This is a genomic window from Cellulomonas sp. Marseille-Q8402 (assembly GCF_965119525.1).
Genome location: NZ_CBCPLX010000001.1, coordinates 1,337,173 through 1,362,588, shown reverse-complemented (window position 1 = coordinate 1,362,588; position 25,416 = coordinate 1,337,173). Strand labels below are relative to the sequence as shown.

Annotated in this window: 21 protein-coding genes and 1 pseudogene; 14 read left to right on the top strand and 8 right to left on the bottom strand. The window is 75.4% G+C overall.

What is annotated here, in order from left to right:
• Positions 1-34: 34 nt before the first annotated feature.
• The 4 genes from ACWPWW_RS06195 to ACWPWW_RS06180 form a co-directional block, all read right to left on the bottom strand.
• Positions 35-2,692 (bottom strand): ABC transporter permease, encoded by a 2,658-nt coding sequence (locus tag ACWPWW_RS06195; protein WP_454050408.1) that lies wholly within the window; start codon positions 2,690-2,692, stop codon positions 35-37.
• Entirely contained in the window at positions 2,692-3,501 is an 810-nt protein-coding gene (locus ACWPWW_RS06190; RefSeq protein ID WP_454049462.1) for an ABC transporter ATP-binding protein, read from the bottom strand. Before ACWPWW_RS06190 ends, ACWPWW_RS06195 begins: the two co-directional genes overlap by 1 nt.
• A gap of 146 nt (positions 3,502-3,647) precedes the next feature.
• Complete coding sequence (locus ACWPWW_RS06185) at positions 3,648-4,361, bottom strand: response regulator (RefSeq protein ID WP_454049461.1); 714 nt, start codon at positions 4,359-4,361, stop codon at positions 3,648-3,650.
• Positions 4,362-4,371: 10 nt separating this feature from the next.
• Positions 4,372-5,688 (bottom strand): sensor histidine kinase, encoded by a 1,317-nt coding sequence (locus tag ACWPWW_RS06180; protein ID WP_454049460.1) that lies wholly within the window; start codon positions 5,686-5,688, stop codon positions 4,372-4,374.
• A gap of 156 nt (positions 5,689-5,844) precedes the next feature.
• Between ACWPWW_RS06180 and ACWPWW_RS06175 the strand changes: the two genes are divergently transcribed.
• The 5 genes from ACWPWW_RS06175 to ACWPWW_RS06155 all read left to right on the top strand — a co-directional run bounded on the left by ACWPWW_RS06175 (position 5,845) and on the right by ACWPWW_RS06155 (position 9,556).
• The gene (locus tag ACWPWW_RS06175; protein WP_454049459.1) at positions 5,845-6,537 is read left to right on the top strand and encodes a response regulator transcription factor; all 693 of its coding nucleotides are present in this window, start codon (positions 5,845-5,847) and stop codon (positions 6,535-6,537) included.
• Positions 6,538-6,540: 3 nt separating this feature from the next.
• Positions 6,541-7,866: an ATP-binding protein gene (locus ACWPWW_RS06170; protein ID WP_454049458.1), complete on the top strand. Its 1,326-nt coding sequence runs from the start codon at positions 6,541-6,543 to the stop codon at positions 7,864-7,866.
• A gap of 319 nt (positions 7,867-8,185) precedes the next feature.
• A complete protein-coding gene (locus ACWPWW_RS06165) occupies positions 8,186-8,665 on the top strand; it encodes a hypothetical protein (RefSeq protein WP_454049457.1) in 480 nt (159 codons plus the stop codon).
• A 165-nt stretch (positions 8,666-8,830) separates the two neighbouring features.
• Positions 8,831-9,043 carry a hypothetical protein gene (locus tag ACWPWW_RS06160; protein ID WP_454049456.1) on the top strand — a complete coding sequence of 71 codons (213 nt, stop codon included), beginning with the start codon at positions 8,831-8,833 and terminating at the stop codon, positions 9,041-9,043.
• Positions 9,044-9,259: 216 nt separating this feature from the next.
• Positions 9,260-9,556 carry a hypothetical protein gene (locus ACWPWW_RS06155; protein WP_454049455.1) on the top strand — a complete coding sequence of 99 codons (297 nt, stop codon included), beginning with the start codon at positions 9,260-9,262 and terminating at the stop codon, positions 9,554-9,556.
• Between the two features lie 21 nt (positions 9,557-9,577).
• Here the strand turns inward: ACWPWW_RS06155 and ACWPWW_RS06150 are convergent, their stop codons facing one another.
• On the bottom strand, positions 9,578-10,186 hold the full coding sequence (locus ACWPWW_RS06150) for a GtrA family protein (RefSeq protein WP_454049454.1): 609 nt from the start codon (positions 10,184-10,186) through the stop codon (positions 9,578-9,580).
• A gap of 62 nt (positions 10,187-10,248) precedes the next feature.
• Here ACWPWW_RS06150 and ACWPWW_RS06145 point away from each other — a divergent pair, with 62 nt between their 5' ends.
• From ACWPWW_RS06145 to ACWPWW_RS06135, 3 genes and pseudogenes are all read left to right on the top strand, one after another.
• Positions 10,249-11,436, top strand: a complete 1,188-nt coding sequence (locus ACWPWW_RS06145) for a 5-(carboxyamino)imidazole ribonucleotide synthase (RefSeq protein WP_454049453.1) — start codon at positions 10,249-10,251, stop codon at positions 11,434-11,436.
• Positions 11,433-11,972 (top strand): 5-(carboxyamino)imidazole ribonucleotide mutase, encoded by a 540-nt coding sequence (purE, locus tag ACWPWW_RS06140; protein WP_454049452.1) that lies wholly within the window; start codon positions 11,433-11,435, stop codon positions 11,970-11,972. Before ACWPWW_RS06145 ends, purE begins: the two co-directional genes overlap by 4 nt.
• A 95-nt stretch (positions 11,973-12,067) precedes the next feature.
• Positions 12,068-13,105 (top strand): annotated as a pseudogene (locus ACWPWW_RS06135) (acyltransferase family protein); the annotation flags it as partial.
• Between the two features lie 119 nt (positions 13,106-13,224).
• On the opposite strand, the gene ACWPWW_RS06130 reads toward ACWPWW_RS06135, so the two are convergent.
• From ACWPWW_RS06130 to rfbB, 3 genes are all read right to left on the bottom strand, one after another.
• Positions 13,225-14,715 (bottom strand): LCP family protein, encoded by a 1,491-nt coding sequence (locus tag ACWPWW_RS06130; RefSeq protein ID WP_454049451.1) that lies wholly within the window; start codon positions 14,713-14,715, stop codon positions 13,225-13,227.
• Entirely contained in the window at positions 14,715-16,040 is a 1,326-nt protein-coding gene (locus ACWPWW_RS06125) for an LCP family protein (protein WP_454049450.1), read from the bottom strand. The genes ACWPWW_RS06130 and ACWPWW_RS06125 overlap by 1 nt, the downstream gene beginning before the upstream one ends.
• A 160-nt stretch (positions 16,041-16,200) precedes the next feature.
• The gene (gene rfbB / locus ACWPWW_RS06120; protein ID WP_454049449.1) at positions 16,201-17,196 is read right to left on the bottom strand and encodes a dTDP-glucose 4,6-dehydratase; all 996 of its coding nucleotides are present in this window, start codon (positions 17,194-17,196) and stop codon (positions 16,201-16,203) included.
• Positions 17,197-17,372: 176 nt separating this feature from the next.
• On the opposite strand from rfbB, the gene ACWPWW_RS06115 reads away from it, so the two are divergent.
• The 6 genes from ACWPWW_RS06115 to ACWPWW_RS06090 all read left to right on the top strand — a co-directional run bounded on the left by ACWPWW_RS06115 (position 17,373) and on the right by ACWPWW_RS06090 (position 25,415).
• A complete protein-coding gene (locus ACWPWW_RS06115) occupies positions 17,373-19,355 on the top strand; it encodes a DUF4214 domain-containing protein (protein WP_454049448.1) in 1,983 nt (660 codons plus the stop codon).
• Positions 19,356-19,489: 134 nt separating this feature from the next.
• Positions 19,490-19,984 carry a phosphatase PAP2 family protein gene (locus ACWPWW_RS06110; protein ID WP_454049447.1) on the top strand — a complete coding sequence of 165 codons (495 nt, stop codon included), beginning with the start codon at positions 19,490-19,492 and terminating at the stop codon, positions 19,982-19,984.
• Positions 19,981-20,847, top strand: coding sequence for a decaprenyl-phosphate phosphoribosyltransferase (locus tag ACWPWW_RS06105; RefSeq protein ID WP_454049446.1), 867 nt, complete (start codon positions 19,981-19,983; stop codon positions 20,845-20,847). The genes ACWPWW_RS06110 and ACWPWW_RS06105 overlap by 4 nt, the downstream gene beginning before the upstream one ends.
• Positions 20,844-22,115, top strand: a complete 1,272-nt coding sequence (locus ACWPWW_RS06100) for a hypothetical protein (RefSeq protein ID WP_454049445.1) — start codon at positions 20,844-20,846, stop codon at positions 22,113-22,115. The genes ACWPWW_RS06105 and ACWPWW_RS06100 overlap by 4 nt, the downstream gene beginning before the upstream one ends.
• On the top strand, positions 22,112-24,295 hold the full coding sequence (locus tag ACWPWW_RS06095) for a hypothetical protein (RefSeq protein ID WP_454049444.1): 2,184 nt from the start codon (positions 22,112-22,114) through the stop codon (positions 24,293-24,295). The genes ACWPWW_RS06100 and ACWPWW_RS06095 overlap by 4 nt, the downstream gene beginning before the upstream one ends.
• A complete protein-coding gene (locus ACWPWW_RS06090; protein ID WP_454049443.1) occupies positions 24,285-25,415 on the top strand; it encodes a glycosyltransferase family 4 protein in 1,131 nt (376 codons plus the stop codon). Before ACWPWW_RS06095 ends, ACWPWW_RS06090 begins: the two co-directional genes overlap by 11 nt.
• Position 25,416: the final 1 nt, after the last annotated feature.

The following is a 25,416-nucleotide window of genomic DNA, read 5'->3' as shown; positions in this document are numbered from 1 at the left end:
CGGGGACCTGCCTCGGCGCGTCGGCCGGCAGCCGTCAGTCGACGGCGAGCGCCGCCACCGGGGGAGTCCGGGCGGCGGTGCGTCCCGGCAGCACGGACGCGAGCACGCCCGCGACCAGCGCCACCGCGAGCACGACGCCCAGGTCGCTCCACGGCACCTGCAGCTGCAGCTCCGCGATGCCGGCGAGCACGGCCGCGGAGCCGAGCCAGCCGTAGGCCAGCCCCAGCAGCACGCCGACCACGGCGCCGACCCCGGCGATCAGCGCGCCCTCGACGGCCATCGAGGCCCGCAGCTGCCGGCGGGTCAGCCCGAGCGCCCGGAGGGTCGCGGACTCGCGCCGCCGCTCGATGACGGACAGGGACAGCGTGTTGGTCACCCCGATGAGCGCGATGACCACGGCCACCGCGAGCAGCCCGACCACGACGGCCAGCACCGTGTCGATCGCCCGCTGGTACAGGGCCCGCTCCATCGCCGCGCCCGTGATGTCGAGCGTCGAGTCCGCGGTCAGGTCCTGCACCTCCTGCGCGACCTGCCCGGAGGTGTCGACGTCGTCGACCCGCAGCCACGCGGTGCTGAGCGTGCCGTCCGCGCCGATCCGGTCGAACGTCGCCGGGGTGACCAGCACCGACCAGTCCTGCAGCGGCGACACGGACACCGTGAGGTCGACCGCCGGGGCGCCCTCGACCGCCTCGCCCGTGAGCGGGTCGCCGAGCGCGACCGGCAGCGTGTCCCCGACCTCGATGCCGTAGGCGGCGGCGACGTCGCTGGACACCACGACGCTCCCGTCCGCGACGCCGGCGGCCGCGTCGGCGTCCCGGAGGACGTCGGCGGCCTGGTCCGGCGTGATCGCCAGGGCCTGCAGGGTCGAGCCGTCCTGGCCCAGGTGCACGGTCTCCGTCGCGAGCGTGGTCACGGTCGCCACGCCGGGGACGTCGGCGAGCGAGCCGGCGAGGCCCGGGGGCAGCGCCTCGGCGACCGGGCGGCCGGCGCTGTCGACCGACGACGGCGCGGAGACCTGCAGGTCGACGGGGAACCGGGTGTCGAGCTCGTCGTCCAGGGTGGACCGGGCGGTGACGGCCCCGGTGCTCATCATGGCGACCAGCGTGACGCCGATGAGCAGCGCGGTGCTGGTGGCGGCGGTGCGCGCGGGGTTGCGCCCCGTGTTCGCCGCCGCGAGCCGGGCGGGCATCCCCGCGCGGCCGACCAGCCGGCCGATCGCCGCGACGACCTTCGGCATCCAGAACACGGCACCGACGAGCAGCCCCACGAAGGACAGCGCGCCGCCGAGGATCGCGACCGCCACGGCCAGGCCCGCCATCGCGGTCTGCGCCAGGGCGACGCCACCGCCGAGCAGCAGGCTGCCGCCGACGACGAGCAGCAGGCTGACGACGAGCCGGAACCGGCCGGAGCGGCTGCCGGCGGCCGGGGCGTCGGCCGGGCGGAGCGCCGCGATCGGTGCCACGCGGGTGGCGACCCGGGCCGGGGTGAGCGCGGCCAGCACGGTGACCACCACGCCGACGGCGAGCGGTGCGACGACGCTCGCCACCGTGGGCACGACGGTCGCGGGCACCGGGAACGGCAGGTCCTGGCGCTGCAGGACCCACAGGGCCACCTGCACCAGCCCGGTGCCGAGCAGCGTGCCGATGACCGAGGAGGCCAGGCCGAGCAGCGCCGCCTCGAGCAGCACGGACCGGCGGACCTGCGAGCGGACCGCGCCGACGCAGCGCAGCAGTGCGAGCATCCGGGTCCGCTGCGCGACGAGCACCTGGAAGGTGTTCGCGATGACCAGCCCCGCGACGACCATCGCCACCGCGGCGAACGCCAGCACGACGACCGTCACCGGGCCGGTGCCGTCGCCGGAGATGCTGCGCTCGGCGGCGGCGTCCCGGGTGAGCACCAGGGGCTCGCGGTCGCCGCCCGGCAGCGCGTCGGCGACGGCCTCCTGGACGGTCGACGTGTCGGCGCCGGGATCGACGGCGACGAGCAGCTGCGAGGTGGCGGCGTCCTCGAGCGTCGGCGCGCCGGGGCCCTCGCCCCAGCCGGACCAGAGCAGGGTGTCGGCCCCGGTGGCGAGCGCGGCGCCGCCGTACTGCGCCCACGCCGACTGCGGGTCGGTGGTGACCGCCACGACCGTGACCTCGTCCTCGCGCTGCTGGACGACGGTGTCGGTGTCGGTGCCCGGGTCGGTCGCCGGGTCCGTCGCCGGGTCGGTCGCCTCGGCGGCGTCCCAGCGGTAGTACGCGACCGTGACCTCGTCCCCGACGTCGACGCCCAGCCGCTCGGCCGAGCGCTCGGGCAGCGCGATCTCGCCGTCCGCGGTCGGCAGCTCGCCGGCGGTCACCTGCTGGGTGTCGAAGGCGCTGTCGCTGGGCACGGGCACCACGGTCTGCGTGATGGCCTTGCTGCCGGCGGACAGCTCGACGTAGGGGACGACGACGCGTGCGTCGGCCGCCGCCACGCCCGGGAGCGCGCGCACGGCGTCCAGGTCGGCGTCGGTGAGCGACGTGCCGGCGTCGGCGATCAGGTCGGCGGTCCCGTACGACGCGGTGATGGAGTCGTAGGAGATCCGCCGCATGACGTCACCGGCGAGCAGCGTCGCGGCGACGAACGCGGTGCCGATCGCGACGGCGATGCCCGCCGCCGTGAGCCGGCCGAGGCTGCGGCGCATCTGCGCCAGGGTGAGCCGCCACATCACGCGCTCGCCTTCGTCGCCGCGTCGGTGAGCTCGAGCTGGCGCAGCGCGTCCAGCCCGGCGAGCACGGCCTCGGGCGTCGGGTCGACGATGTCGCCGGCGATCCGGCCGTCGGCGAGCAGCACCACGCGGTCGGCGTAGGCGGCGGCCGTCGGGTCGTGGGTGACCATGATGATCGTGCGGCCGAGCTCGCGGACCGAGCGGCGCAGGAAGCTCAGCACCTCGGCGCCGGACCGGGAGTCGAGGTTGCCGGTCGGCTCGTCGGCGAACACGACCTCCGGCTTGGCGATGAGCGCGCGGGCGATGGCGACGCGCTGCTGCTGGCCGCCGGACAGCTCGGACGGCCGGTGCGTGAGCCGCTGGCCCAGGCCGAGCGTCGTGACGAGCGTGTCGAACCAGGCGCGGTCGGCCTTGGCCCCGGCCAGCTCCAGCGGCAGCAGGATGTTCTGCTCGGCGGTGAACATCGGCAGCAGGTTGAACGACTGGAACACGAAGCCGACGCGGTCACGGCGCAGGCGGGTGAGGGCGTCGTCGTCGAGCGTCGTGACGTCGGTGCGGCCCAGGAACGCCGAGCCGGCGCTCGCGGAGTCGAGGCCCGCGAGCACGTGCATCAGGGTCGACTTGCCCGAGCCCGACGGGCCCATGATCGCGGTGAACTCGCCCTCGGCGAAGTCGACGTCGACGCCGGCGAGCGCGCGGACCTCCGCCTCGCCGCGGCCGTAGACCTTGGTCAGGCCGCGGGCGCGGACGGCGGCCTCGCGGGCGGGGGAGCCGGGTGCGCCGGCGGGGACGGGGACGAACGGGTCCACGGGAGTGCTCCTGGTGGTCGGGGGCTGATGCCCTCGACGCTACGGAGCCGGGGGGTGCGCCGTCGTCCACCCGCGGTCCCGGCCCGGCGTCATCCCGGGGTACGACGCGGGCCGCCGGCCACCCCGACCTGGGCCGGACCGGCAGGTCAGGCGCCCGGGACGACCAGGCCGGTCTCGTACGCCACGACGACGGCCTGCACGCGGTCGCGGGCGCCGAGCTTGGCCAGGATCCGGCCGACGTGCGTCTTGACGGTGGCCTCGGCGACGAAGAGGTCCTCGCCGATCTCGGTGTTCGACCGGCCGCGGGCCATGAGGACCAGCACCTCGCGCTCCCGCTCGGTCAGCGTGGCGAGGGCGTCCGCACCCGCGCCGGCCTGCTGGTGCTCGGGCGGCAGGGCGGTCACCAGGTGCTCGAGCAGCCGGCGGGTGCTGGACGGCGCGATGACCGCGTCGCCGCGGTGCACCGTGCGGATCGCCGCGAGCATGTCCTCGGGCGGGGCGTCCTTGAGCAGGAACCCGCTGGCGCCCGCGCGGATCGCGGCCAGCACGTACTCGTCGATGTCGAACGTCGTCAGCACGATGATCCGCGGCGCGGGGTGCTCCGGCGTCCCGGCCGCGACGATCCGCTCGGTGGCGGCGAGCCCGTCGAGCGCGGGCATGCGCACGTCCATCAGGACGACGTCGACCGGCCCGAGCACCTGCGCCTGCGACGTGCCCGGGGTGAGCGCCTGCACGGCCTGCGCACCGTCGCCCGCCTCGAGCACCACCGTGAGGTCGGGCTGGGAGTCGATCACCAGGCGGAACCCCGCCCGCACCAGCTGCTGGTCGTCCACGACGCCGACGCGGATGGTCTCGCTCATGGCGGCCAGCCTAGGCGGACGCCGTGGCGTCGGCGGTCACCGGCGGCAGCGGCGGCAGCGGCAGCTCGGCCCGCACCCGGAACCCGCCGCCGGGCCGAGGGCCGGCGCTGAGCGTGCCGCCGACCATGCTCGCGCGCTCCCGCATGCCGAGCAGGCCGTGCCCGGCGCCGTCGGAGTCCGCCGCGGCGCCGCGGCCGTCGTCGGTGATCTCCAGCACCAGAGCGGCCGGCCGCCACTGGACCAGCAGCGTGACCGCCGGGTCGGGGCCCGCGTGCTTGAGCACGTTGGTCAGCGCCTCCTGGCAGATCCGGTAGACCGTCAGGCCGATGCCCGGCGGCAGCCGTCGCGGCGTGCCCATCCGCACCAGGGAGGCCCGCGCGCCCGCGCCGCGCACCTGCTCGACCAGGTGCTCGAGGTCGTGCTCGGCCGGCTGCGGGGTGTGCGGGGGCTGCTGCGGCTGCTGGGGCTGCCCGGGCGCTGCGGCGGCCCCGGCCGCCACGACCGGGACCGCGCCCGTCGGCGCCGGCTCGCGCAGCACGCCGAGCAGCCGCCGCATGTCGGCCAGCGCCGCCCGGCCGGTCTCCGCGATGGTGCCGAGGGCACGCGTCGCGGCGTCGGGGTCGGCGGCCGCCGCGTACCGGCCGCCGTCGGCCTGGGCGACGACGACGGACAGCGAGTGCGCCACGATGTCGTGCATCTCCCGGGCGATGCGGGTGCGCTCGGCGGCCGTGGCGATCTGCGCCTGCTGGTCCCGCTCGACCTCGAGCCGCTCCGCCCGGTCGCGCAGCGCGGCGATCGTCTCGCGGCGGGAGCGGCGCATCAGGCCGAACGCCCAGGTCGCGACCGCGCACGCCGAGCAGAAGACCCACAGGACGACCGCCGTCGTCGCCATCTCGGCCGGCCCGGCGTAACCGGCCATGCCGGAGACCGCCATCGACGTCCCCAGCACGAGCGACCCGGCGACGGCGGACCCGATCGCCGTCCAGTGCGCCCAGCGCGGGCCGTGCACGGTGACGGAGTACAGCGCCACGAGCACCGCGAGGTCGGCCGGCATGAGCGTGGGGATGCCGAGGGCGACGTGCAGCAGGCCGGCGGCGTACACCGCCACCACCGAGACCACGGGGCGGCTCCGCCGCCAGGCGAGCGGCAGCCAGACCAGGGCGGCGAGGACGGCGGCGGGCGGCACCGGGGTCGAGGCGCCGCCCCACGCCACGGCCACCGAGGCCGCGAGCGGCACCACCAGCAGGCCGCTGGCCAGGGTCAGGGTCACGTCGATGCCGAGCTGGTGGCGTTCCTCCCACCGCGTGAGGCGTTCCCACCACGTCATCGCGCCAGCGTAGGTCGGCGTCCCCAGCCGGGGCGTGCCCCCCGGGGCGGACCGAGGTCCCGGGCTGGTCCTCCCACGGGAGGATCAGACGCCCATCACCGAACCGATACCCCGGTGCGCCGTGTCGCAGACCGTTCCGTGACCTAACATGGCGCAATGACCCTGGTGCTGCTGGCGGAGGACGATCCCGCGATTGCCGAGCCTTTGGCGCGGGCGCTCGGCCGGGAGGGCTACGACGTCCGGGTGCAGGGCACCGGTCAGGGCGCGATCGACCGGGCCAGCGAGGCCGACCTGGTCGTCCTCGACCTCGGCCTGCCGGACATGGACGGCCTCGACGTCGCGCGCGCGATCCGCAACCAGGGCCTGACCACCCCGGTGCTGGTGCTGACCGCCCGCGCGGACGAGGTCGACCTGGTCGTGGGGCTGGACGCCGGCGCCGACGACTACGTGACCAAGCCCTTCCGCCTGGCCGAGCTGCTCGCCCGGGTGCGGGCGCTGCTGCGCCGCACCGGCGGCGACGCGCCGGACGAGGACGAGCTGCGCAGCCAGGACGTCCGCGTCGACGTCGCCGCGCACCGGGCGTTCCAGGCGGACCGCGAGCTGCACCTCACGGCCAAGGAGTTCGACCTGCTGCGCGTGCTGGTCGGTGCCGCGGGCACCGTCGTGGCCCGCGAGACGCTGATGCGCGAGGTCTGGGGCTCCGACCCGACCGGCTCCACCAAGACCCTCGACATGCACGTGTCCTGGCTGCGCCGGAAGCTGGGCGACGACGCGAGCGCGCCGCGGTACATCAGCACGGTGCGGGGGATGGGCTTCCGGTTCGAGTCCGGCGAGGGCACCCGGGGCTGACCCGTGCGCCGCCGCGTCCTGCAGGCCACCATCGCGGCCGTCACCGTCGCGGTGGTGCTGCTCGGCTTCCCCCTGGCGTTCCTCGGCGCGCAGTACGTCCGCGACAACGAGATCGGGTCGCTCGAGACCCGCGCGTCCGACCTGGCGCGGCAGATCGACGGCCGCGTCCAGGAGGGCACCCCGCTGTCCGACGCCCTCCTCGACCCGTACGTCGACCGCGGCGGCGGCATCGAGGTCAGCATCTTCGTCGTCGCGGACGACGGCTCCCGCTACCAGGCGGGGCCGGAGGTGCCGGAGCGCGCCATCACCATCACGGAGACGTCGACCACCGGCGCCCGCATCACGATGTACGCGCCGTGGTGGGACGTGTTCCTCATGAGCGCCCAGATCATGGGGCTCGTGGTCGCGGCGGCCATCGTCGCCTTCGCCGCCGGCATCGCCATGGCGATCTGGCAGGCCAACCGGCTCGCCGCCCCGCTGGTGTACCTCGCGGCGTCGGCCGAGCAGCTCGGGTCGGGGCAGGTGCGGCCGCAGCTGGAGCCGTCGGGCGTCGAGGAGATCGACCTGGTCGCCGCCGAGCTGGCCCGCAGCGCCGACCGCATGGCCGGGCGCCTGGCCGCCGAGCGGCAGTTCGCCTCCGACGCCTCGCACCAGCTCCGGACCCCGCTGACCGCGCTGAGCATGCGGCTCGAGGAGATCATGATGGCCTCCGACGACGCCGCGGTGCGCGAGGAGGCGCGGATCTCGCTGGAGCAGGTGGAGCGGCTGGTGACGGTCGTGGACGACCTGCTGACCCGCTCGCGGCGCGCGCAGGGCGGGACCACCGAGGCGATCCGGCTGGTCGACGTCGTGCACCAGCAGGAGGAGGAGTGGCGCCCGACGTTCGAGTCGGAGGGCCGCGCCCTGGTGATCGAGGTCGACCCCGCGGTGCAGGTGCTCGCGACGCCCGGGGCGCTGGCCCAGGTCCTCGCGACCCTCATCGAGAACTCGCTGCGGCACGGCGGCGGCACCACGACCGTGCGGTCCCGGCCCGGCGCGTCCCGGGCGGTCGTCGTCGAGGTCGCCGACGAGGGCGACGGCGTCCCGGACGAGCTGGCGCCGCGGATCTTCGAGCGCGAGGTCACCTCCGGCAAGGGCACCGGGCTGGGGCTGTCGCTGGCCCGGGACCTGGCGTCGGCCGACGGGGCGCGGCTGGAGCTGGCGCAGCGCCGCCCCGCCGTGTTCGCGCTGTTCCTCACCGGGGTCCCGGCGGCGATGGCGCCCGACGTGGTGCTGCCGCGCGGGTCGATCATCTCCCCGCGGTCCGAGCGGGCGCGCCGCCGCCGCTGACCGGACTGCCCCCGGCCCGGCCCGCCCGGCCCGCGCTCGGCCGGCCCGACCCGGGCCCGCCCCGGCCCGGCCGTCACCGCACCGGCCGGCGCTGAGTGGTGCCTCCCTCACCCCTGGCGGGTGGCGGTGGGTGCGACGCGGCGGCGCTACGTTGCCGAGGACGGGCGCTCCCGCCGGCAGGGCGGGGCGACGGCGACGCGGGCGGTGACGAGATGGCCGAGCCACGACCTCCGGTCCGGAGCGGTCCCGACGAGGCCGCTGGTGACGGCGCGCATCGCCGCGCTCGAGGCCGAGAACGCCCAGCCTGCGCGCCGCGGCCGTGGCGCGCGCGGCCCCGGTCGCCGGCGGCGTGCCCGGCGCCCCGGGAGCCCCGCCGCGCGAGCGCCGGCGGCCCGGGCGGGCCGCGGCGGCCACCGCGCTGATCGTCGTCGCCGCGCTGCTGGCCCCGGTCGCCGTGGTCGCCGTCTGGGCGCGGGACCTGGTCACCGACACCGACCGGTACCTCGCGACCGTCGGGCCGCTCGTGGACGAACCGCAGGTCCAGAGCGCCGTGGTGAACCGGGTCACGGGGGCGATCGTCGACGCCGCCGACCTGGAGGGGCTCGCGGCCGAGGGCGTCGCGGTGGTCGAGGGGTTGGACCTGCCGCCGCGCGTGGCCGCGGTCGCGGGGACGCTGCAGGGGCCGCTCGTCGACGCGGTGACCGGGTTCGTGCGCGACATCGTGGACCGGGTCGTGACCTCCGACGCGTTCGAGGCGGTCTGGGACGAGGCCAACCGCGCGGTCCACCAGCAGGCCTGAACGCCGTGCTCCGCGGCGACCCCGACGCGATCGCGAGCCTCGACTCCCAGGGGACGCTGACGGTCGACCTCACCGGCGTCATCGACACGGTCCGGACGTCGCTGTCCGACGCGGGCTTCACGATCGTCGACCGGCTGCCCACGATCAGCGCGAGCCTTCCCGCTGATGCAGAGCGAGGACCTGGTGCGGGCGCAGAACGCGTACCAGGTGCTCGACGTGCTCGGCCAGTGGCTGGTCTGGGTGGTGCTGGCGATGCTGGCGGCCGGCGTGCTGCTGGCCCGGCACACCGCGCGGGCGCTCGTGATCGCCGGGCTGGCGCTGGCCGGGGGATGCTGCTGCTGGGCGCCGCGCTCACGATCGGGCGGTCGCTGTACGTGAACGCGCTGCCACCGGCGGTGCAACGGCCCGACGCGGCCGTCGTCGTCTACGACCAGGTGGTGTCGCTGCTCCGGGTCGCCCTGCGGTCCGGGCTGGTGCTGGGTCTGGTCGTCGCGCTGGTCGCCTTCGTGTCCGGCCGGTCCACGGCCGCGCGCGCCCTGCGGGGGTCGTGGACCCGCGGCACCGGCGCTGCGCGGGGCGGGGGAGCGGCGCGGGGTGTCGACGGGGCCGGTCGGCGTCTGGTTCGCCGAGCAGCGCACGCTCGTGCGGGTGGTCGTCGTGGGCGGTGCCGCGCTGGCGCTGGTGCTCGCCGACCACCTGACGCCCGCGTACGTGGTCACCGTCGCGGTCGTCGCGGTGGTGGTGCTGGGGATCGCGGCGCTCGTCGCGCGGCCGGCCACTCTGGGCACTGTGGGCGCTGTGGGCGCTGTGGGCACGGTCGGCACGGAGGGCTCGACCGGCACAGTGGGCTCGACCGGCACGGCAGGCACGGACGGCGCCGGGGCGGCGTGAGGGGCGGGCGGGGACCGGCCGTCAGGCGTCGTCGCGCGCGCTCGGGCGCGGGTGCGGGACGCCGTGCTGCGCGTGCGCCTCGCGCCCGACCTCGGCCAGCGCGACGGGCACGCCGGGACCGGTGAACACGAACAGCTTGTAGCCGACGTAGCGGACCACCGTGCCCAGCACGATGCCGACGACGTTCGCCACGTTGTCCGTGAACGGCCCGGACCTCCCCAGCACGTAGTGCGAGAACCACAGCGCGCCGACGGTGAACCCGATCCCGACCAGGTTGATCGCCCCGAACAGCGCGAGCTCGCGCCCGCGGCGGTGCGTGCGCTGGCCGGCGAAGGTCCAGTGCCGGCTGCCCAGCCACGACACCAGCGTCGCCAGCACCACGGCCACCACCCGGGCCGTCAGCGGCTTGCCGTGCAGCGCGTCGACGGGGCCGAACCGCAGCAGGTTGTACGTGCCGAGGTCCACGACGAACGCCACGGTGCCCACGGACCCGAACCGCACCAGCTCCAGCGCGCGCTCGCGCAGGGTCGCCCGAGGCACGCGGTGGAGGTAGCCGCGCAGGCGTCCGGGACGGGCCTCGGGGGCGGGTCCCGGTGCGGCCGTGAGGCCGGGCGCACCGGAGGAAGTCACCGCCGTACCGTAACCCGGGCGGCTGGGTGACCGCTGAGCGAGGTCGGTTAGGCTGCACGATCGTGGCAGCACCCGTGGTGGCAGTGGTCGGTGGTGGGCAGCTCGCCCGCATGATGGCTCCCGCGGCGACCGCGCTGGGCGTCCATCTGCGCGTGCTGGTGGAGGACGCCGTGTCGTCGGCGGCGCAGGTGGTCGTCGACGCGCCCGTCGGTGCGGCGTCGGACCCCCTGGCGGTGGAGCGGCTGGTGGTGGGCGCCGACGCGCTCACCTTCGAGCACGAGCACGTGCCGAACGGCCTGCTCACCGAGCTGCAGGACCGCGGCGTCGCCGTGCGGCCGGGTCCCGACGCGCTGGTGCACGCCCAGGACAAGATCGTCATGCGGACCCGCCTGACCGCGCTCGGCGTGCCGTGCCCCCGGTGGGCCCCGCTGGCCTCGGCGGACGACCTGGCCGCCTTCCTCGCGGCGGGCGACGGCACGGCCGTGGTCAAGACCGCCCGCGGCGGCTACGACGGCAAGGGCGTCCGCGTGGTGCGCACGGCCGGCGACGCCGCCGACTGGCTGACGGCCGCGGCCGAGGGCACCGGCGCCCCGCTGCTCGCCGAGGAGCGCGTGCCGTTCACCCGCGAGCTCGCCGTGCTGGTCGCGCGCCGGCCGTCCGGCGAGGTGCGGACGTGGCCGGTGGTCGAGTCGGTGCAGCGCGACGGCGTGTGCGCCGAGGTGGTCGCGCCGGCCCCGGACCTGGACCCGCGGACGGCGGAGACCGCCGAGCGGATCGCCCACGACGTGGCCGAGGGCCTCGGCGTCACGGGCGTCCTCGCGGTCGAGCTGTTCGAGGTGGCCGACCCCGAGGGCGGCGCGCCGCGCGTGCTGGTCAACGAGCTGGCCATGCGACCGCACAACTCGGGCCACTGGACCATCGACGGCGCCGTGACGAGCCAGTTCGAGCAGCACCTGCGCGCCGTGCTCGACCTGCCGCTCGGCGGGACCGCGGCCCGCGCGCCGTGGACGGTGATGGCGAACGTGCTCGGCTCCACCCGCCCCGCGCTCACCGACGGCCTCGCGGAGGTCGCCGCGCTGGACCCGGGCGCCAAGGTGCACCTGTACGGCAAGGGCGTGCGCCCGGGCCGCAAGCTGGGGCACGTCACCGTGTGCGGCGACGACCTGGCCGACGTGCGCCGGCGTGCCGTCGCCGCGGCCGCCGTGCTGCGCGGCGAGTCCCCTTCCACCACCACCGGAGGCCCGGCATGAACCCCCTCGTCGGCATCGTCATGGGCTCGGACTCGGACTGGCCCGTGATGGAGGCGGCCGCCGAGGCGCTCGCCGAGCTGGACGTCCCGGTCGAGGTCGACGTCGTCTCCGCGCACCGGCAGCCCGACAAGATGGTCGACTACGGCCGCGGCGCCGCCGGCCGCGGGCTCCGCGTGATCATCGCGGGCGCCGGGGGAGCGGCCCACCTGCCGGGCATGCTGGCGGCGGTCACCCCGCTGCCCGTGATCGGCGTGCCGGTGCCGCTGGCGCGGCTGGACGGCATGGACTCGCTGCTGTCGATCGTGCAGATGCCCGCGGGCGTGCCGGTGGCCACGGTGTCGATCGGCGGCGCGCGGAACGCCGGCCTGCTCGCCGCGCGGATCCTCGGCGCCGGGACCGACGACCTCGCGCAGCGGCTGCAGCGCGCGATGCTGGCGTTCCAGGACGACCTGCGGGCCCAGGCGGACGCCAAGGGCGAGCGGCTGCGCGCGACCCGCGGCGACGGGCGGCGCCCGGGCGTGGGCTTCGGTTCCTGAGCATCCCGGAGGCCGCGTGAAGGTCTGGTCGAGACCTGGCCGACCGTGCCGTCCTCGACAGGCGGGCGGCGCCGAGTCGACCTAGCGTCGAGGAAGTGACGACCACTGCGCCGACCCGGACCAGCCCCGCGCCGGAGGCCGCGACCGCCGCACCCGCGCCGACCTCGGCGCGCGCCCCGCGGCTCGCGGCCCTCGACGCCCTGCGGTTCCTCGCCGCGCTCGGCGTGCTGGCCTACCACTTCACCGCCCGGCAGACGGACGCCTGGGGTCGCGACCTCGCCGAGGTCGCCCCCGCCGTCGCCGGCTGGGCGACCTACACCTCGCTCGGGCCCGAGCTGTTCTTCGTGATCAGCGGGTTCGTGATCCTGATGACCGCGTGGGGGCGCTCCGTGCCCAGCATCATCGGCTCCCGCGTCGCGCGGCTGTACCCGGCGTACTGGGTGGGCGTCCTGCTGACCGGTGCGCTGCTCCTGCTCGTCTGGGAGGGCAAGCAGATCACCGGCGGCCAGGTGCTGGTCAACCTCACCCTGCTGCAGAGCCTCGTCGACGTCGGGCACGTCGACGGCGTCTACTGGACGCTCTGGGTGGAGCTGCGGTTCTACGTGCTGATCGCGCTGCTCGCGGCGGTCGGGATCACCCGGCGCCGCGTGCTGTGGTTCGCCGCCCTGTGGCCCGCGGCTGCGATGCTCGCCCGTGCCGCCGGGATGTCCGACCTCGTCACCTGGCTGGTCGCGCCCTACGCACCGCTGTTCGCGGCGGGCATGGCCCTCTACGTCGTCTTCCGCACCGGGCACGCCGTCGTGCCGTGGCTGCTCGTGGCCGGGAACGCCGCGCTCGCGACGGCCGCGCTCGTCCCGGCGCGGATGGACTCGCTCGGCGAGAACTCGGTCGTGGCGCCGCAGCCGGTCCTGCTGGCGGCGGCCCTGCTCGGGTGCGTCGCGCTCGTGGCGCTGGTCGCGCTGACGCCGCTGTCCCGGTGGCGATGGGCCGGCCTGACCGCGGCCGGCGCGCTGACCTACCCGCTGTACCTGACGCACGAGTACTGGGGTCTGTGGGTCGTCCACCTGCTCAGCGGCCGGCTGCCCGTCTGGGCCGTGCTCGCCGCCGCCACCGCGTTCTCGCTCGTGCTGGCCTGGCTGATCCACCGGTTCGTCGAGAAGCCGTTCGGCCCGCGGCTGCGGCGGGCGACCACCGCCGGCTGCGAGCGGGTGCGGGACGCGTGCGTCGCCCTGGTCCGGCTGGTGCGCGCCGGCTACGGCGTGGGCACGCCGCCCACGACGCCCGGCGCCAGGGTGCCGTCCCGGAGCGCCGCGAAGAACGCGGGCGTCTCGTCCGGGTTCAGCAGGACCGTGGAGCCCACGCCGCCCGGCCGGTAGTTCATGTCGGAGATCGGCGGGGTGCCCGTGATGCCCTCCGGCCCGGTCGCCGACCGGAACGCGAGCGCGAGCCGGCCCAGGTCGACGATGCCGGTCTCGTCGCTCGCGGTCAGGGCCCCGGTGCCGGCGTCGATCAGGGACACCTGCTTGCCGGGCTGGAGGAGCAGCGACGGGTTCTCCGCCTTCGCGGCGACGGCGCTGATCAGCTGCCGCTGCCGCAGCCCGCGGCCGATGTCGCCCGACGGGTCGGCGTAGCGCATGCGCGAGAACGCCAGGGCCATCTCGCCGCCGACCGTCTGGCAGCCGGGCGCGGCCCAGCTCAGCCCCGACTGCGGCTCGTTCACCGGGAACGTGATCCCGGTGCTGCCGTCCAGGCAGAGCTCGACGCCGCCGAGCGAGTCCACGATCTGCTCGACGCCGCCGAACCCGATCTCGACGTAGTGGTCGACGGTCAGGCCCGTCAGCCCCTCGACGGTCTGCACCAGCAGCGGGGCGCCGCCCCAGGAGAACGCGGAGTTGAGCTTGCTCGGCTCGAAGCCCGGGATGTCCGTGTACGTGTCGCGGGGCAGCGAGATGAGCGCCGCCGGGCCCGACTCGGGGACCTGCAGCAGCAGGATCGTGTCCGTGCGGGAGCCGACGGTCTCCGCGTCCTCGATCACGCCGTCCTCGCGCGAGTCGGACCCGGCGAGGAGGTACGTGGTGCCCGGGGTGTCCGCCGCCCCGGAGAGCGCGTCGACGTGCTGGATCTTGCCGTCGGCCCACCACAGCAGGCCGATCGGCCACGCGATCAGGAGCACGAGGACCAGCACCGCGACGGCGGCGACCACGCGGCCGCGCCGACGCCGGCGGCGCGGTGCGGCGGGCGGGGCGGAGCCGGGGCCGTCGGGACCGGGTCCGCCGGGCGCCACGGGGCCGCCGGGACGAGCGGGTGCCGCGGGCCGCGCGCGACCGGGACCGACCGGGGTGGTCTGCCGCGGCGCACGGGGCGGGACGTCGGCGGCGCCGGGGCCGACCGGGACGACGGGGGAGCCCGCACGGGCCGAGGGGCGCGCGGGCGCCGCGTCGCCGGCCTGCGGGGCGAAGCTCGCGGGGCCGGCCTGGTCGGGTCCGGCGGCGGCTCCGGGGGCGCCGGCCGGCCGGGCCGGTCGCGCCGCCGAGGTGCGCCCGGGCGTGCTGGGCCGGGCCGGCGTGCCGGGCCGGGCCGGTGCTGCGGGCCGGGCGGGACGGGTGCTGCGGGCGGCCGGCGGCTCACCGACGGGTACCGCGCCGTCCGCGGAGGGACGGCGGCCCGCGCCGCCCGGCGAGAAGCTCGGCGGGGTCCCGCGGGACGCGTCGCGGGGGTCCCGGTCCTCCGGGCGCGCCACCATCAGCCGCAGACCGCGGTGACGTCGCCGGCCGAGAAGGCCTCCTTGCCCGCCTCGCGGGTCTGCGCCACGTCGGGGGTCTCGGTCGTGGCGGGGGTCTCGGCCGTCTCCGGCGCCGTTGTCTGCGCCGGGTCCGTGACGCCCGTGCCCGCGTCGGTGCCGGTGCCGGTGCCCGCGTCGGTCCCGGCGTCCGTGCCGGTGCCGGCGGGCGTGGGGTCCTGCGACGTCCCGGTCAGCATCGGCTGGTCGCCCGCGACGTTGGCCCAGATGGCGTCGGCCTCGGAGGTCCACACCACCCGGTTCGGGTCGCTGGGCGCCGCGGCGAACGGGATCGTCATGAAGGAGATGTTCCCAGCCGAGGTGCTCCGCAGGCTGTAGGCGAGCCCGGCCATGTCGGAGATCGAGCTGAAGCCGCTGTCGATCGACAGGGACTCCGTGGCCGAGTCGAGGAACCGGATCAGCTGGGTGATGTCGGTCAGCATGTTCTTGCCGAGCACCTCGCGCACCACGGCGGCGAGCAGCTCCTGCTGGCGGCCGAGCCGGTTGGTGTCGGAGCCGTCGCCGACGCCGACACCGGTCCGGGCCCGCGCGAACGCGAGGGCGGTCGTCCCGTCGAGGGTCTGCTGGCCGGCGCTCAGGTACAGGCCGGCCTTGGGGGCGGACATGTCGTTCGGCACGCAGATCGGCACGCCGCCGATCGAGTCGACCATCTTGGTGAAGCCCGCGAAGTCCACGACGACGAAGTGGTCGATCCGCACGCCGGTGTTCTGCTGCACCGTGTTGACCGTGCACGCGGCGGCGGAGGCGATGTCGCCGCCGTTGTCGGCCCCGATGGAGAACGCGGAGTTGAAGATGGCGTTCTTCTGCGCGTAGGTCGTCGAGCCGTCCGTCATGGTGCACGACGGGATGTCGACGAGGGAGTCGCGGGGGATGGAGATGAGCTCGACGCGGCTCCGGTCCGCGGAGATGTGCGCGACGATCGTGGTGTCCGACCGCATGCCGCCGACGTAGCCGCCGATGGCCTCGTTCTCCCCGTCGCGCTCGTCCGAGCCCATCAGCAGGATGTTGACGTCGCGGCCGGCGTTCGGGTCGTCCGGGTCGGCCGGGCCCGTCGGCGTCGGCTCGGGCAGGGCCTGGATGAGGTCGCTCGCGTCGATCGTGTTGATGTTGCTGTTCAGCTGGACGTACAGCGCGGCCGCCCCGGAGGCGCCGAAGCACAGCACGGCGACGACGCCGAGGGCCACGCCCCGCAGCACGGCGTGGCTGCGCCGGGGCCGCCCGTGGCGGACGGCGCGCGGGCGTGCGGGAGCAGCGTGGCGGGAGGTCACGGGGGAGAGCATAGGAGCCGTCGCTCAGAGCACGGGGGATCCGCCGGGGGCGCGGCGTGGAGGATTAGTGCAGATCACCCGCTGCTTCGCTGCGTGCCCCGGGGACGGCGACGGCCGCCCGACGCGAGGTCGGGCGGCCGCCGCCGCGGTGCTCCGGGGCTCAGCGCCCGAGCTGGGCGTACTTCGCCTCGGTGGCGTCCTTCTGTGGCCGCCACCACGCCTCGTTCGCGCGGTACCAGTCGATCGTGGCGGCCAGGCCGTCGCGGAACGTCGTGTAGCGGGGCTCCCAGCCGAGCTCGGTGCGGAGCTTCGTCGCGTCGATCGCGTACCTGAGGTCGTGGCCCGGGCGGTCGCTGACCAGGTCGTAGGCGTCGGACGGCTGACCGGTCAGCTCGAGGATCAGCTCGACGACCGTCTTGTTGTCCACCTCGCCGTCCGCGCCGATCAGGTAGGTCTCGCCGAGGCGACCCTTCGTGATGATGTCCCAGACGGCGCTGTTGTGGTCCTCGACGTGGATCCAGTCGCGGACGTTCTCACCCGTGCCGTAGAGCTTGGGGCGGATGCCGTCGACGACGTTGGTGATCTGGCGCGGGATGAACTTCTCGACGTGCTGGTACGGCCCGTAGTTGTTGGAGCAGTTCGAGATCGTGGCACGCACGCCGAACGACCGCGCCCACGCGCGCACCAGGAGGTCCGAGGACGCCTTGGTGGACGAGTACGGGCTCGACGGGTTGTACGGGGTGTCCGGCGTGAACTTGGCCGGGTCGTCCAGCTCGAGGTCGCCGTAGACCTCGTCGGTGCTGATGTGGTGGTAGCGCACGTCGTACCGGCGCACGGCCTCGAGCAGCGTGTACGTGCCGATGACGTTCGTGTGCACGAACGGCCACGGGTCGTGCAGCGAGTTGTCGTTGTGCGACTCGGCGGCGAAGTGGACCACCACGTCGGTGCTCTTCACCAGGTCGTCCACGATGTCGTGGTCGGTGATGCTGCCCTTGGCGAAGGTGATTTGGTCCCAGACCGGTGCGAGGCTCTTCTCGTCGCCCGCGTAGGTCAGGGCGTCGAGGACCGTGACCTGGACCTCGGGGTGCTCGCGCACGACCTGGTGGACGAAGTTGGAGCCGATGAAGCCGGCTCCGCCGGTGACGAGCATGCGCACGAGGATGACCTCCGGTGGTGGACGGTGCGGCTCAGCATCCTATCCAGTCGGCACCTCCCGAGTTCGGGGTAATTCCGACATCGCGCGCGGCGGTCCTTGACTGCGAGTCATGGCCGCCTGACCCTGCTTACGCCCACTCAGTCGATCGGGCGCCGTCTTCAGCCGTCAGGAACGTCATGCTGCGAACACTTCTCGCTCTGTCGATCGCCCTCGGTGCCGGTGTGGCGCCGACCGCGCTCGCGCCCGAGGGCGTGACGCCTGCGCCCGCGAGCGTCGCGTCCGGGGAGGCGACTGCGGCCTCGGTACCCGCCGACGCCGCTGTCGACGTCACCGTGGAGCAGACGCCCCTCGTGGTCGTCGCCGCGGAGGAAGCAACCCCCGGCGAGCCCGGCGAGCCCGGTGAGCCCGCCGGGACCGACGCCGCGGCGTCGTCGTCGGCGCAGCCCGAGACCTCCGCGGCTCCGACGCCCACCCCGACGCCGGCGCCCGAGCGCAGCGTGGACCCCGCGGACGGCACGGTCGTGGCGGACGTGCTGACCACCGCGGGTCGGGTCGTCACCCCGGCCGTCGAGACCGGAGCGGCGCAGACCGTCGGCGTCACCTGGCCGGAGGGGGCCGACGCCGGCGACCTCGCGCCCGAGGTGCGGTCGCTCAGCGACGGCGAGTGGTCGGACTGGATCCCGCTCGGCCTGAGCGACTCGGAGCCGGACGCCGGCACCGCCGACGCGGAGCGCGCGGCTCGCGGCGGCACGGACTCGTACTGGGTCGGGGAATCGGAGGCGGTGCAGCTGTCGTTCGCCGCCACCGCGGACGGCGGCCCGGCGGACCTGTCGCTGGCCCTGGTGGCGTCGGAGGAGCCGGCCGGGATCGTCGAGGGCGCATCGGCCACCGGTGACGCGGTCGTGCGTACCGCGGCGTACACCACACCGGCCGCGGCGAGCGTGGTCCCGGCAGCTGCCGGGCAGCCGGCCGTCGTCCTGCGCGGGCAGTGGGGTGCGCGCAACCAGGCGTGCGCCCCCGACGTCGCCGGACGGCTGGAGGGCGCCGTCGTGCACCACACGGCCGGCAGCAACTCCTACACGACGCAGGCCCAGGCCATGCAGCAGATCCGGAACGACCAAGCGTACCACATCGACGCACGCGGCTGGTGCGACATCGGCTACAACTTCGTGGTCGACAAGTTCGGCACCATCTACGAGGGCCGCGCGAACAGCCTCACCCAGGCCGTGATCGGGGTCCACGCGAGCGGGGCCAACACCGGCACCGTCGGCGTGTCGATGCTGGGCAACTACGACACGGTGCCGACCACGCCGCAGATGATCGACGCGGTCGGCCGGATCATCGGCTGGCGCCTCGCGGCCTACGGGGTCGACCCCCGAGGCTCGGGCACCTACCCGTCGGGCCTGTACCTGCCTCGCGTGATCGGGCACCGGGACGTCGCGCAGACGGCCTGCCCGGGCCGGTACGGCTACGCGCAGCTCGGCACCATCCGCGCGATCGCGGCGGTCTCCGGACCGGCGATGCCGCTGGCCGACGCGCAGGCGCTGGTCCGCCAGCTCTACCAGGACGTCCTCGGCCGCGGAGCCGACGCGGGCGGGCTCTCCACGTGGAGCCAGGTGCTGGTGGCCGGCACGTCGCCCGCGCAGCTCGCCACGACGCTGGTCCGCAGCACCGAGTACGCCCAGGCGACCGTCACGCGTGACTACCAGGCGGTCCTCGGTCGCGCGCCCGACCCGTACGGCATGCGCGACTGGACCGCCGCCATCACCTCGGGTTCCGTGCGGTCGGAGGACCTCCGGCTCTGGTTGTACTCGAGCGTCGAGTTCTACCAGCGCAACGGCAACACGGACGCGACCTACGTCGCCGCGCTCTACCAGAGCGTGCTGGGCCGCCCCGCCGGCCAGGCGGAGATCAACCAGTGGGCGCCCGTCGCGGGGCGGTACGGCTCGGCCTCGGTGCTGGGTGGGGTGTGGGGGTCGATGGAGAGCGCGAACGTCCGCGTCGAGGCGTTCTACCAGCGGTACCTCAAGCGCTCGGTCGACCCGGCGGGGCGCGCCAGCTGGGCGCCGGTCCTGCTGTCCTACGGCGAGGACCGCCTGCGTGACCAGATCGTCGGGAGCCTGGAGTACTACCAGATGGCGCAGCGCACCTACGCGTGACCTGCGGCACGTCGGACGCGCACCGGGGCCGGTGGCGCGTCCGACGTCCGTTCCGGTGTGTAGCCTCGGGGCGGATTGTTCGTCGTGGTGCTGAGGGGGTGTGCGGTCGCGTGAGTGCCCGTGAGGTGGGTCTGATGCGGCGCGTGCAGGCCGTTCCCGGCCGCGACGCGCTGGCCGGCGCCGCGCGCGGCTACTCCCGGTTCGGCGAGCACGCCGCGGGCTGGCTGGTCCTCGCTGCCCTGGCGGCCGCCCTCGACCGGCCCCGGCGCCGCGACTGGGTCGTCGTCGGCGGCGCGGCCTTCACGGCGCACGCCGCCGCCGTGGTGCTCAAGCGCGTGGTGCGCCGCCGCCGCCCGGCCGACCCCGTCCTGGAGGTGCTGGTCCGGACCCCGTCCGACCTCAGCTTCCCGAGTGCGCACGCGGCGTCCACCACCGCGGCGGCCGTCGCCCTCGTCCCGGTCGTCGGCGCCCCGGTCGCGGGCGCGCTGGCCGGAGCGATGATGCTGTCCCGCGTCCTGCTGGGCGTGCACTACCCGACCGACGTCCTCGCCGGCGCGGCGCTCGGCGCCGTCAGCGCGACGGTCGTGCGCCGGGGCGCCGACGCGGTTGCCGGGAGGACCCGCCCGTGAGCCGCGTCCTGCCGGCCCTCGTCCGCGCCGCCCGTCCGCGCCAGTGGGTGAAGAACGTCCTGGTCGTCGCCGGACCGCTCGCCGCCGGGACGGTGCTGGAGCACCTCCCCGAGATCGCCGTCGCGTTCGTGGCGTTCTGCCTGGTGTCGTCGGCCGTCTACCTGTTCAACGACCTGCTGGACGTCGAGGCCGACCGGGCGCACCCGGTGAAGCGGCTGCGCCCGATCGCCTCCGGCGCCCTCCCGGTCCCGGTCGCGGCCGTCGCGGCGGTCGTGCTGGCCGCGGTATCGCTCGGCGGGACGGCGCTGCTCGGGTACGGGCGGCTCACCGTCGTCCTCGCCGTCTACGCGGTGATCCAGGCGGCGTACTGCCTGTGGCTGAAGCACCAGGCGGTGCTCGACCTGGCGGTCGTCTCGTCGGGCTTCCTGCTGCGGGCCATGGCCGGCGGCGTCGCGGCGTCGGTCGTCCTGTCGCCGTGGTTCCTGCTCGTCGCCTCGTTCGGCTCCCTGTTCATGGTCGCCGGCAAGCGCTACTCCGAGGTGCACCTCGTCGGCGAGGGGAAGTCGGCGACCCGCCGCACCCTCGAGCTGTACTCCGCGAGCTACCTGCGGTTCGTCTGGGGCATCGCGTGCTCCGCGACCATCACGTTCTACGCGCTCTGGGCCTTCGGGCTGGCACGGGAGTACGAGCTGCTGCCCCAGCTCTCGCTCGTGCCGTTCACCCTCGCGCTGCTGCGGTACGCGATCGACATCGACAAGGGCGCCGCGGGGGAGCCCGAGAGCATCGTGCTGGGCGACCGTGTCCTGCAGGTGCTCGGCGCTGCGTGGCTGGTGATCTTCGCGACCAGCGCCGTGCTCGGATGAACCGGCCGCCGCGCACCTCCCCGGTGTGGATCCTCGGCGGCGCGGTCGTCTCGGGAGCATCGACCTACGCGCTGCTTGTCGTGGTCGGCCGCGCGCTGGACCCCGCTGCGTACGGGCGGTTCTCGCTGTTCTGGTCCGGGATCGTCATCACCTCGCTGGGTGCGTTCCTCCCGGTCGAGCAGGTGCTGGCGCGCCGCACCGTGCAGTCGGCACCCGGCCCGGACGGGCGCAGCCCGCTGCTGGGGCGAGGGATCCGGCTCTCCGCTGTGGTCGGCGTGCTGGCGGTGCTGGTCTTCGCCGCGGTGTGGGCGGTCCAGGACCACGACGCGGCCCGGGCGCTCCTGGTGGTCGCGGCGTTCGCCGTCGCCTGCGTCGGGTTCGCGCTGCAGTTCCCCGCACGCGGTGTGCTGGCCGGCCGCCACGAGCTGCTCGGCTACGCCGTCGTCGTCGGCGTCGACGCCGTGGTGCGTCTCGCCGCGGCGGGCGCGCTGTGGGCGGCCGGGGTGCGCGCGGCCGAGGCCTACGTCGTCGTGGTCGCGTCGTCGGCGTTCCTGTGCGGCGTCGTCGGGACGGTGCTCGCGCGACGCCGCTCGGCGGTCCCGGGCACCGCCGGCGCAGCGGGGGCCCCGACACTGCTGCACCGCGCTCTCGCGGCGGACGTCGCCGGGCTGGTCGCCGCGATGCTGTGCATGCAGCTGCTCCTCAACAGCCCGGTCGTCGTGGCCGGCACCGCGGGCGACGCGGCGGCCCAGGTGGCGGCGGGCCACATGCTCGCGCTGCTGACGCTGGTGCGCGTCCCCGTGTTCCTCGCCCAGTCCGCCCAGGGCGGGTACGTGGCGCGGGCCGCCGCGCACGCCCACCACGGGCGCACCACGGAGCTGCGCCGCCTGGTGGCGGGCATCGGCGCGGCGGTCGCCGTGATCGGCGTCGTCATGGTGGCGGCCGTCGCGGCGATCGGGCCGCAGGTGGTCCGCTGGGTCTTCGGCCCCGAGTACGTGGTCGGCCGGGGCGTCGCCACGATCGCCGCCGTCGGTGTCGCGGCGTACCTCGTCGCCTCGGTGGCCAACGACCTCGCGGTGGCGCTCGGCTCGCGGCGCAGCAGCGCCGCGTGGGTCGTGGCGGCGGCTGCCGGCGCACTGACGTTGCTGGTCCCCGCAGAGCTCGGGACGCGCGCGCTCCTGCCGCTGCTCGCGGGCTCCGCGGTCGCGGCCTGCGTGATGGTGCCCGCCGTGCTACGACGGGTCCGGCCGGAGAGGGGTGGGGTGTGATCGGCGGAGCCGTGTTCCTGCTGGTGTCGTTCACCGTGCTGTCCGTGCTCGGGCTCGCGGTCCTCGCACCGATGCGGCGCCTGCGCCGGGAGGTCCTGCTGCCCGCCGCGCCCCTGCTCGGCGCGGCGCTCCTCGCCGTCGTGCTGTCCACGACGTCGTACTGGCTGACCGCCCGTGGCGGCCTGCTCGTGACCGTCGTGGTCGCGGCCGCTCTCGTCGCGACCGCGGTCGTCCGCCGCACCCGGCCGTGGCGGTTCCGGGGGAGCGCCGTCGGGCTGGCCTGCCTGGCCGTGGCGCTGGGCGTCCCGGGGATGCTGGCCGCGCTGGTGCCCAGCTTCTGGCTGGGCACGGTGCAGGCGGTGTCGCCGAACCAGAGCCACGACATCTTCTACTACGTCTCCGAGGCCGCGTGGCTGGCGGAGCACCCGATCAGCCCGGTGCCGCAGGTGGGCACCGAGCCGGTCGCCGGGGCGGCGACGCCGGGGTACGCCTCCGTGACGTCGTCGCTCGCACTGCCGTTGCGGGTCGGGCAGCCGATGGTGCAAGCGGCGCTGAACGCCGTGAGCGGTCAGGACGCGGTCGCCTCGGCGATGGCGGTCAACGCCTTGTGGGTCCTGCTGCTCGCTCCCGCAGCGTTCGTCGCTGCGCGCCTGCTGCGCGTCCGCACCGGCGCTGCCGCCTGCCTGGCTCTGGTCACCGCCAGCTCGATGCTGGTCGTCCAGCAGGTCTACCAGCAGAACGTGGACTCGCTGCTGGGCGGTGGCCTGGCGCTGCTCTCGATCGGGCTGTGCATCGCGGCGGCGCACGGGCGCGTACCTGTCGGTCCGGCAGCGCTCGCCCTCGCTGCCCTTGTGGCGGTCTACACCGAGTACGCGCTCTACGTCGGGCCGGCGGTCGTCGGCGGGATCCTGCTGACGCGCCCGCGGGGCTGGTCGCGGCGGCTCCTGCGAGCGCTGGCCGTGGTGGGTCTGGCGGTCGTGATCACGCCGACGTCCTGGGTACGGGGCATCGGGACGGTCCTGATCCGCCGCGACGGTGACCTGATGGACTCGCCGCTGTTCAGTGACGGGTGGGGGACCAGCCTGGCACGAGCGGTCGGCACGCTGCCGTTCGACGAGGTCGGCTCCGGTAGCAAGTTCACGCCGGTGCTGATCGCGGTGCTCGTCGTGGGCTGGCTGCTCGCGCTGCTGATCGCGCCCTACCGGGGCGCGTGGATTGGACTTCTCGGGGTCGGACTGGGGTACGTCGCTGTGCTCACGGCCGGGCACCACGGCTACACGCAGATGCGCGCGGTGGCGTTGCTGCTGCCCCTGGTCCTGCTGCCGGCCGCCGCCGGCTGGGGGGCAGCGGTGCACCGCGCCGTCCGTGCGACGAGGCCGGGGAGCGGGCGGCGCTGGTCGCGACCCGCCGCGCGGTGGGCGGTCGGCGTGGTGAGCGTGGGGCTCATCGCCATGACGGTCGCCGGGACCGCGCTGAACCTGCGGTCGGTGGTCGCCGGCCTCGACCGGGATCTGGTCGAGTCCCGTGCCGTGGACGCGGACTTCCGGGAGGCGGCTCGGTGGGTCGCCGAGCGTGGCGGGACCGAGGGGGAGGGCGTGACCGTCGTCGCCCCCGACCTGTTCGACCAGATGTGGGTGGCCTACGAGCTGCGCGACGAGGAGCTGGTCTCGTACGTCGCGCTCCGTCGGGACTACCTGCTGACCGGGCAGTACTGGGCGGGTGAGGCAGATCGGTGGCTGCTCGTCGGGCGCGGCGCCGCCGTGGACGCACCGGACGCCGCCGTGGTGGCCCAGAACGACCGGTTCCGGTTGCTGGACACCAGCCTGGCGCCGGTCGCCGCGGCGGTGCCGGGCCCCGCGGACGTCTGGTACCCGTTCGCGATCGACGACGCCGTGGTCGGCCCCCTCATGGTGGGACCGGACCTCGGCGACGTCCTGCTGTGGCGCTCCGAGCAGGAGACCGGTCCGCTGGAGCTGGAGCTGCGGGTGCCGGTCAGCACGTCGGTCGCGGTGAGCGTCGACGGCGGCCCCGCCGAGGTGCTGCCGGTGGTGGACCAGACCGTGCGGGTCCCGGTGGCCGCGGACGTGCCCTCGGGTGCGGTCCTGACGGTGGACCTGGCCGCCGACGGCGAGGCAGAGGACGAGCAGTTCGAGCTGAGGGGAGTGCACCGTGTCGGATGAGCAGCCGTACGACGTGGTCGTGGCGCTGAACTACTACGCGCCGTACGTATCGGGGGTGACCGAGGCCGCGCGCATGACGGCGGAGGGAATGGCCGCGCGCGGGTGGCGGATCCTCGTCGTGGCGGGCCACCACGACCCCGCCACGCCGGCGCGGGAGCGGATCAACGGCGTCGACGTCGTCCGCACGCCCGTCGTGCTGCGGATCGGCAAGGGCATCGTGAGCCCGGCGTTCGTGCCGACCGTCGTGCGGTACGGCCGGAAGGCGCGCGCGGTGCACCTGCACCTGCCGATGCTCGAGGCGGGCGCCATCGCGCTCGGCGTGGGCGACGTCCCGGTGGTGACGACGTACCAGTGCGACGTCACGCTGCCGGCGGGCGCGTTCAACCGGTTCCAGACGTGGGCGCTGGACTGGTCGCACACCGTCGCGCTGCGCCGGTCCGCGGCGGTCGCCGTGACGAGCGACGACTACGCGCGGTCCAGCCGCCTGTGGCCCGCGATGCGGGGCCGGACCCGCGCGATCCCCGCTCCCGCGGTCGAGCGGGCGGGCGGTACCCCGCGGTTCCGCGAGACCGACGGCCTGCACGTCGGGTTCCTCGGTCGCATCGTCGAGGAGAAGGGCCTGGAGCACCTGGTCCGCGGCTTCCGCGCGCTCGAGGACCCGGACGCCCGGCTGCTGATCGGCGGCGACTTCGCGAAGGTCGCCGGCGGGTCGGTCGTCGAGCGTGTGCGCGCGGCGATGGGCGACGACCCCCGGGTCCGCCTGCTCGGGTTCCTGCCCACGGACCAGATCGCCGACCTGTACGCCTCGCTCGACGTGTTCGCGCTGCCGTCGGTCAACTCGCTCGAGGCGTTCGGGATCGTGCAGGTCGAGGCGATGATGTGCGGGATCCCCGTGATCGCCACCGACCTGCCCGGCGTGCGGATGCCCGTGCGGTACACCGGCTTCGGCGAGGTGGTGCCGCCCCGGGACGCCGCGGCGATCACCGCGGCCCTCCGCCGACTGGCCGAGAACCCGCCGGACGTGGCGGCCGGGACCGCGGCCGCGCGCGAGCGGTACCACCTGGACCAGGTGATCGACCGGCACGTGGAGCTGTTCGAGGAGCTCGCGCTGCCGCGCTGAG

Bases quoted from the DNA above. Each gene is read 5' to 3' on its own strand.
- ACWPWW_RS06195 (WP_454050408.1), bottom strand. From the start codon at position 2,692: ATGTGGCGGCTCACCCTGGCGCAGATGCGCCGCAGCCTCGGCCGGCTC.
- ACWPWW_RS06185 (WP_454049461.1), bottom strand. From the start codon at position 4,361: ATGAGCGAGACCATCCGCGTCGGCGTCGTGGACGACCAGCAGCTGGTG.
- ACWPWW_RS06180 (WP_454049460.1), bottom strand. From the start codon at position 5,688: ATGACGTGGTGGGAACGCCTCACGCGGTGGGAGGAACGCCACCAGCTC.
- ACWPWW_RS06175 (WP_454049459.1), top strand. From the start codon at position 5,845: ATGACCCTGGTGCTGCTGGCGGAGGACGATCCCGCGATTGCCGAGCCT.
- ACWPWW_RS06160 (WP_454049456.1), top strand. From the start codon at position 8,831: ATGCAGAGCGAGGACCTGGTGCGGGCGCAGAACGCGTACCAGGTGCTC.
- purE (WP_454049452.1), top strand. From the start codon at position 11,433: ATGAACCCCCTCGTCGGCATCGTCATGGGCTCGGACTCGGACTGGCCC.
- ACWPWW_RS06130 (WP_454049451.1), bottom strand. From the start codon at position 14,715: ATGGTGGCGCGCCCGGAGGACCGGGACCCCCGCGACGCGTCCCGCGGG.
- ACWPWW_RS06115 (WP_454049448.1), top strand. From the start codon at position 17,373: ATGCTGCGAACACTTCTCGCTCTGTCGATCGCCCTCGGTGCCGGTGTG.
- ACWPWW_RS06110 (WP_454049447.1), top strand. From the start codon at position 19,490: ATGCGGCGCGTGCAGGCCGTTCCCGGCCGCGACGCGCTGGCCGGCGCC.
- ACWPWW_RS06100 (WP_454049445.1), top strand. From the start codon at position 20,844: ATGAACCGGCCGCCGCGCACCTCCCCGGTGTGGATCCTCGGCGGCGCG.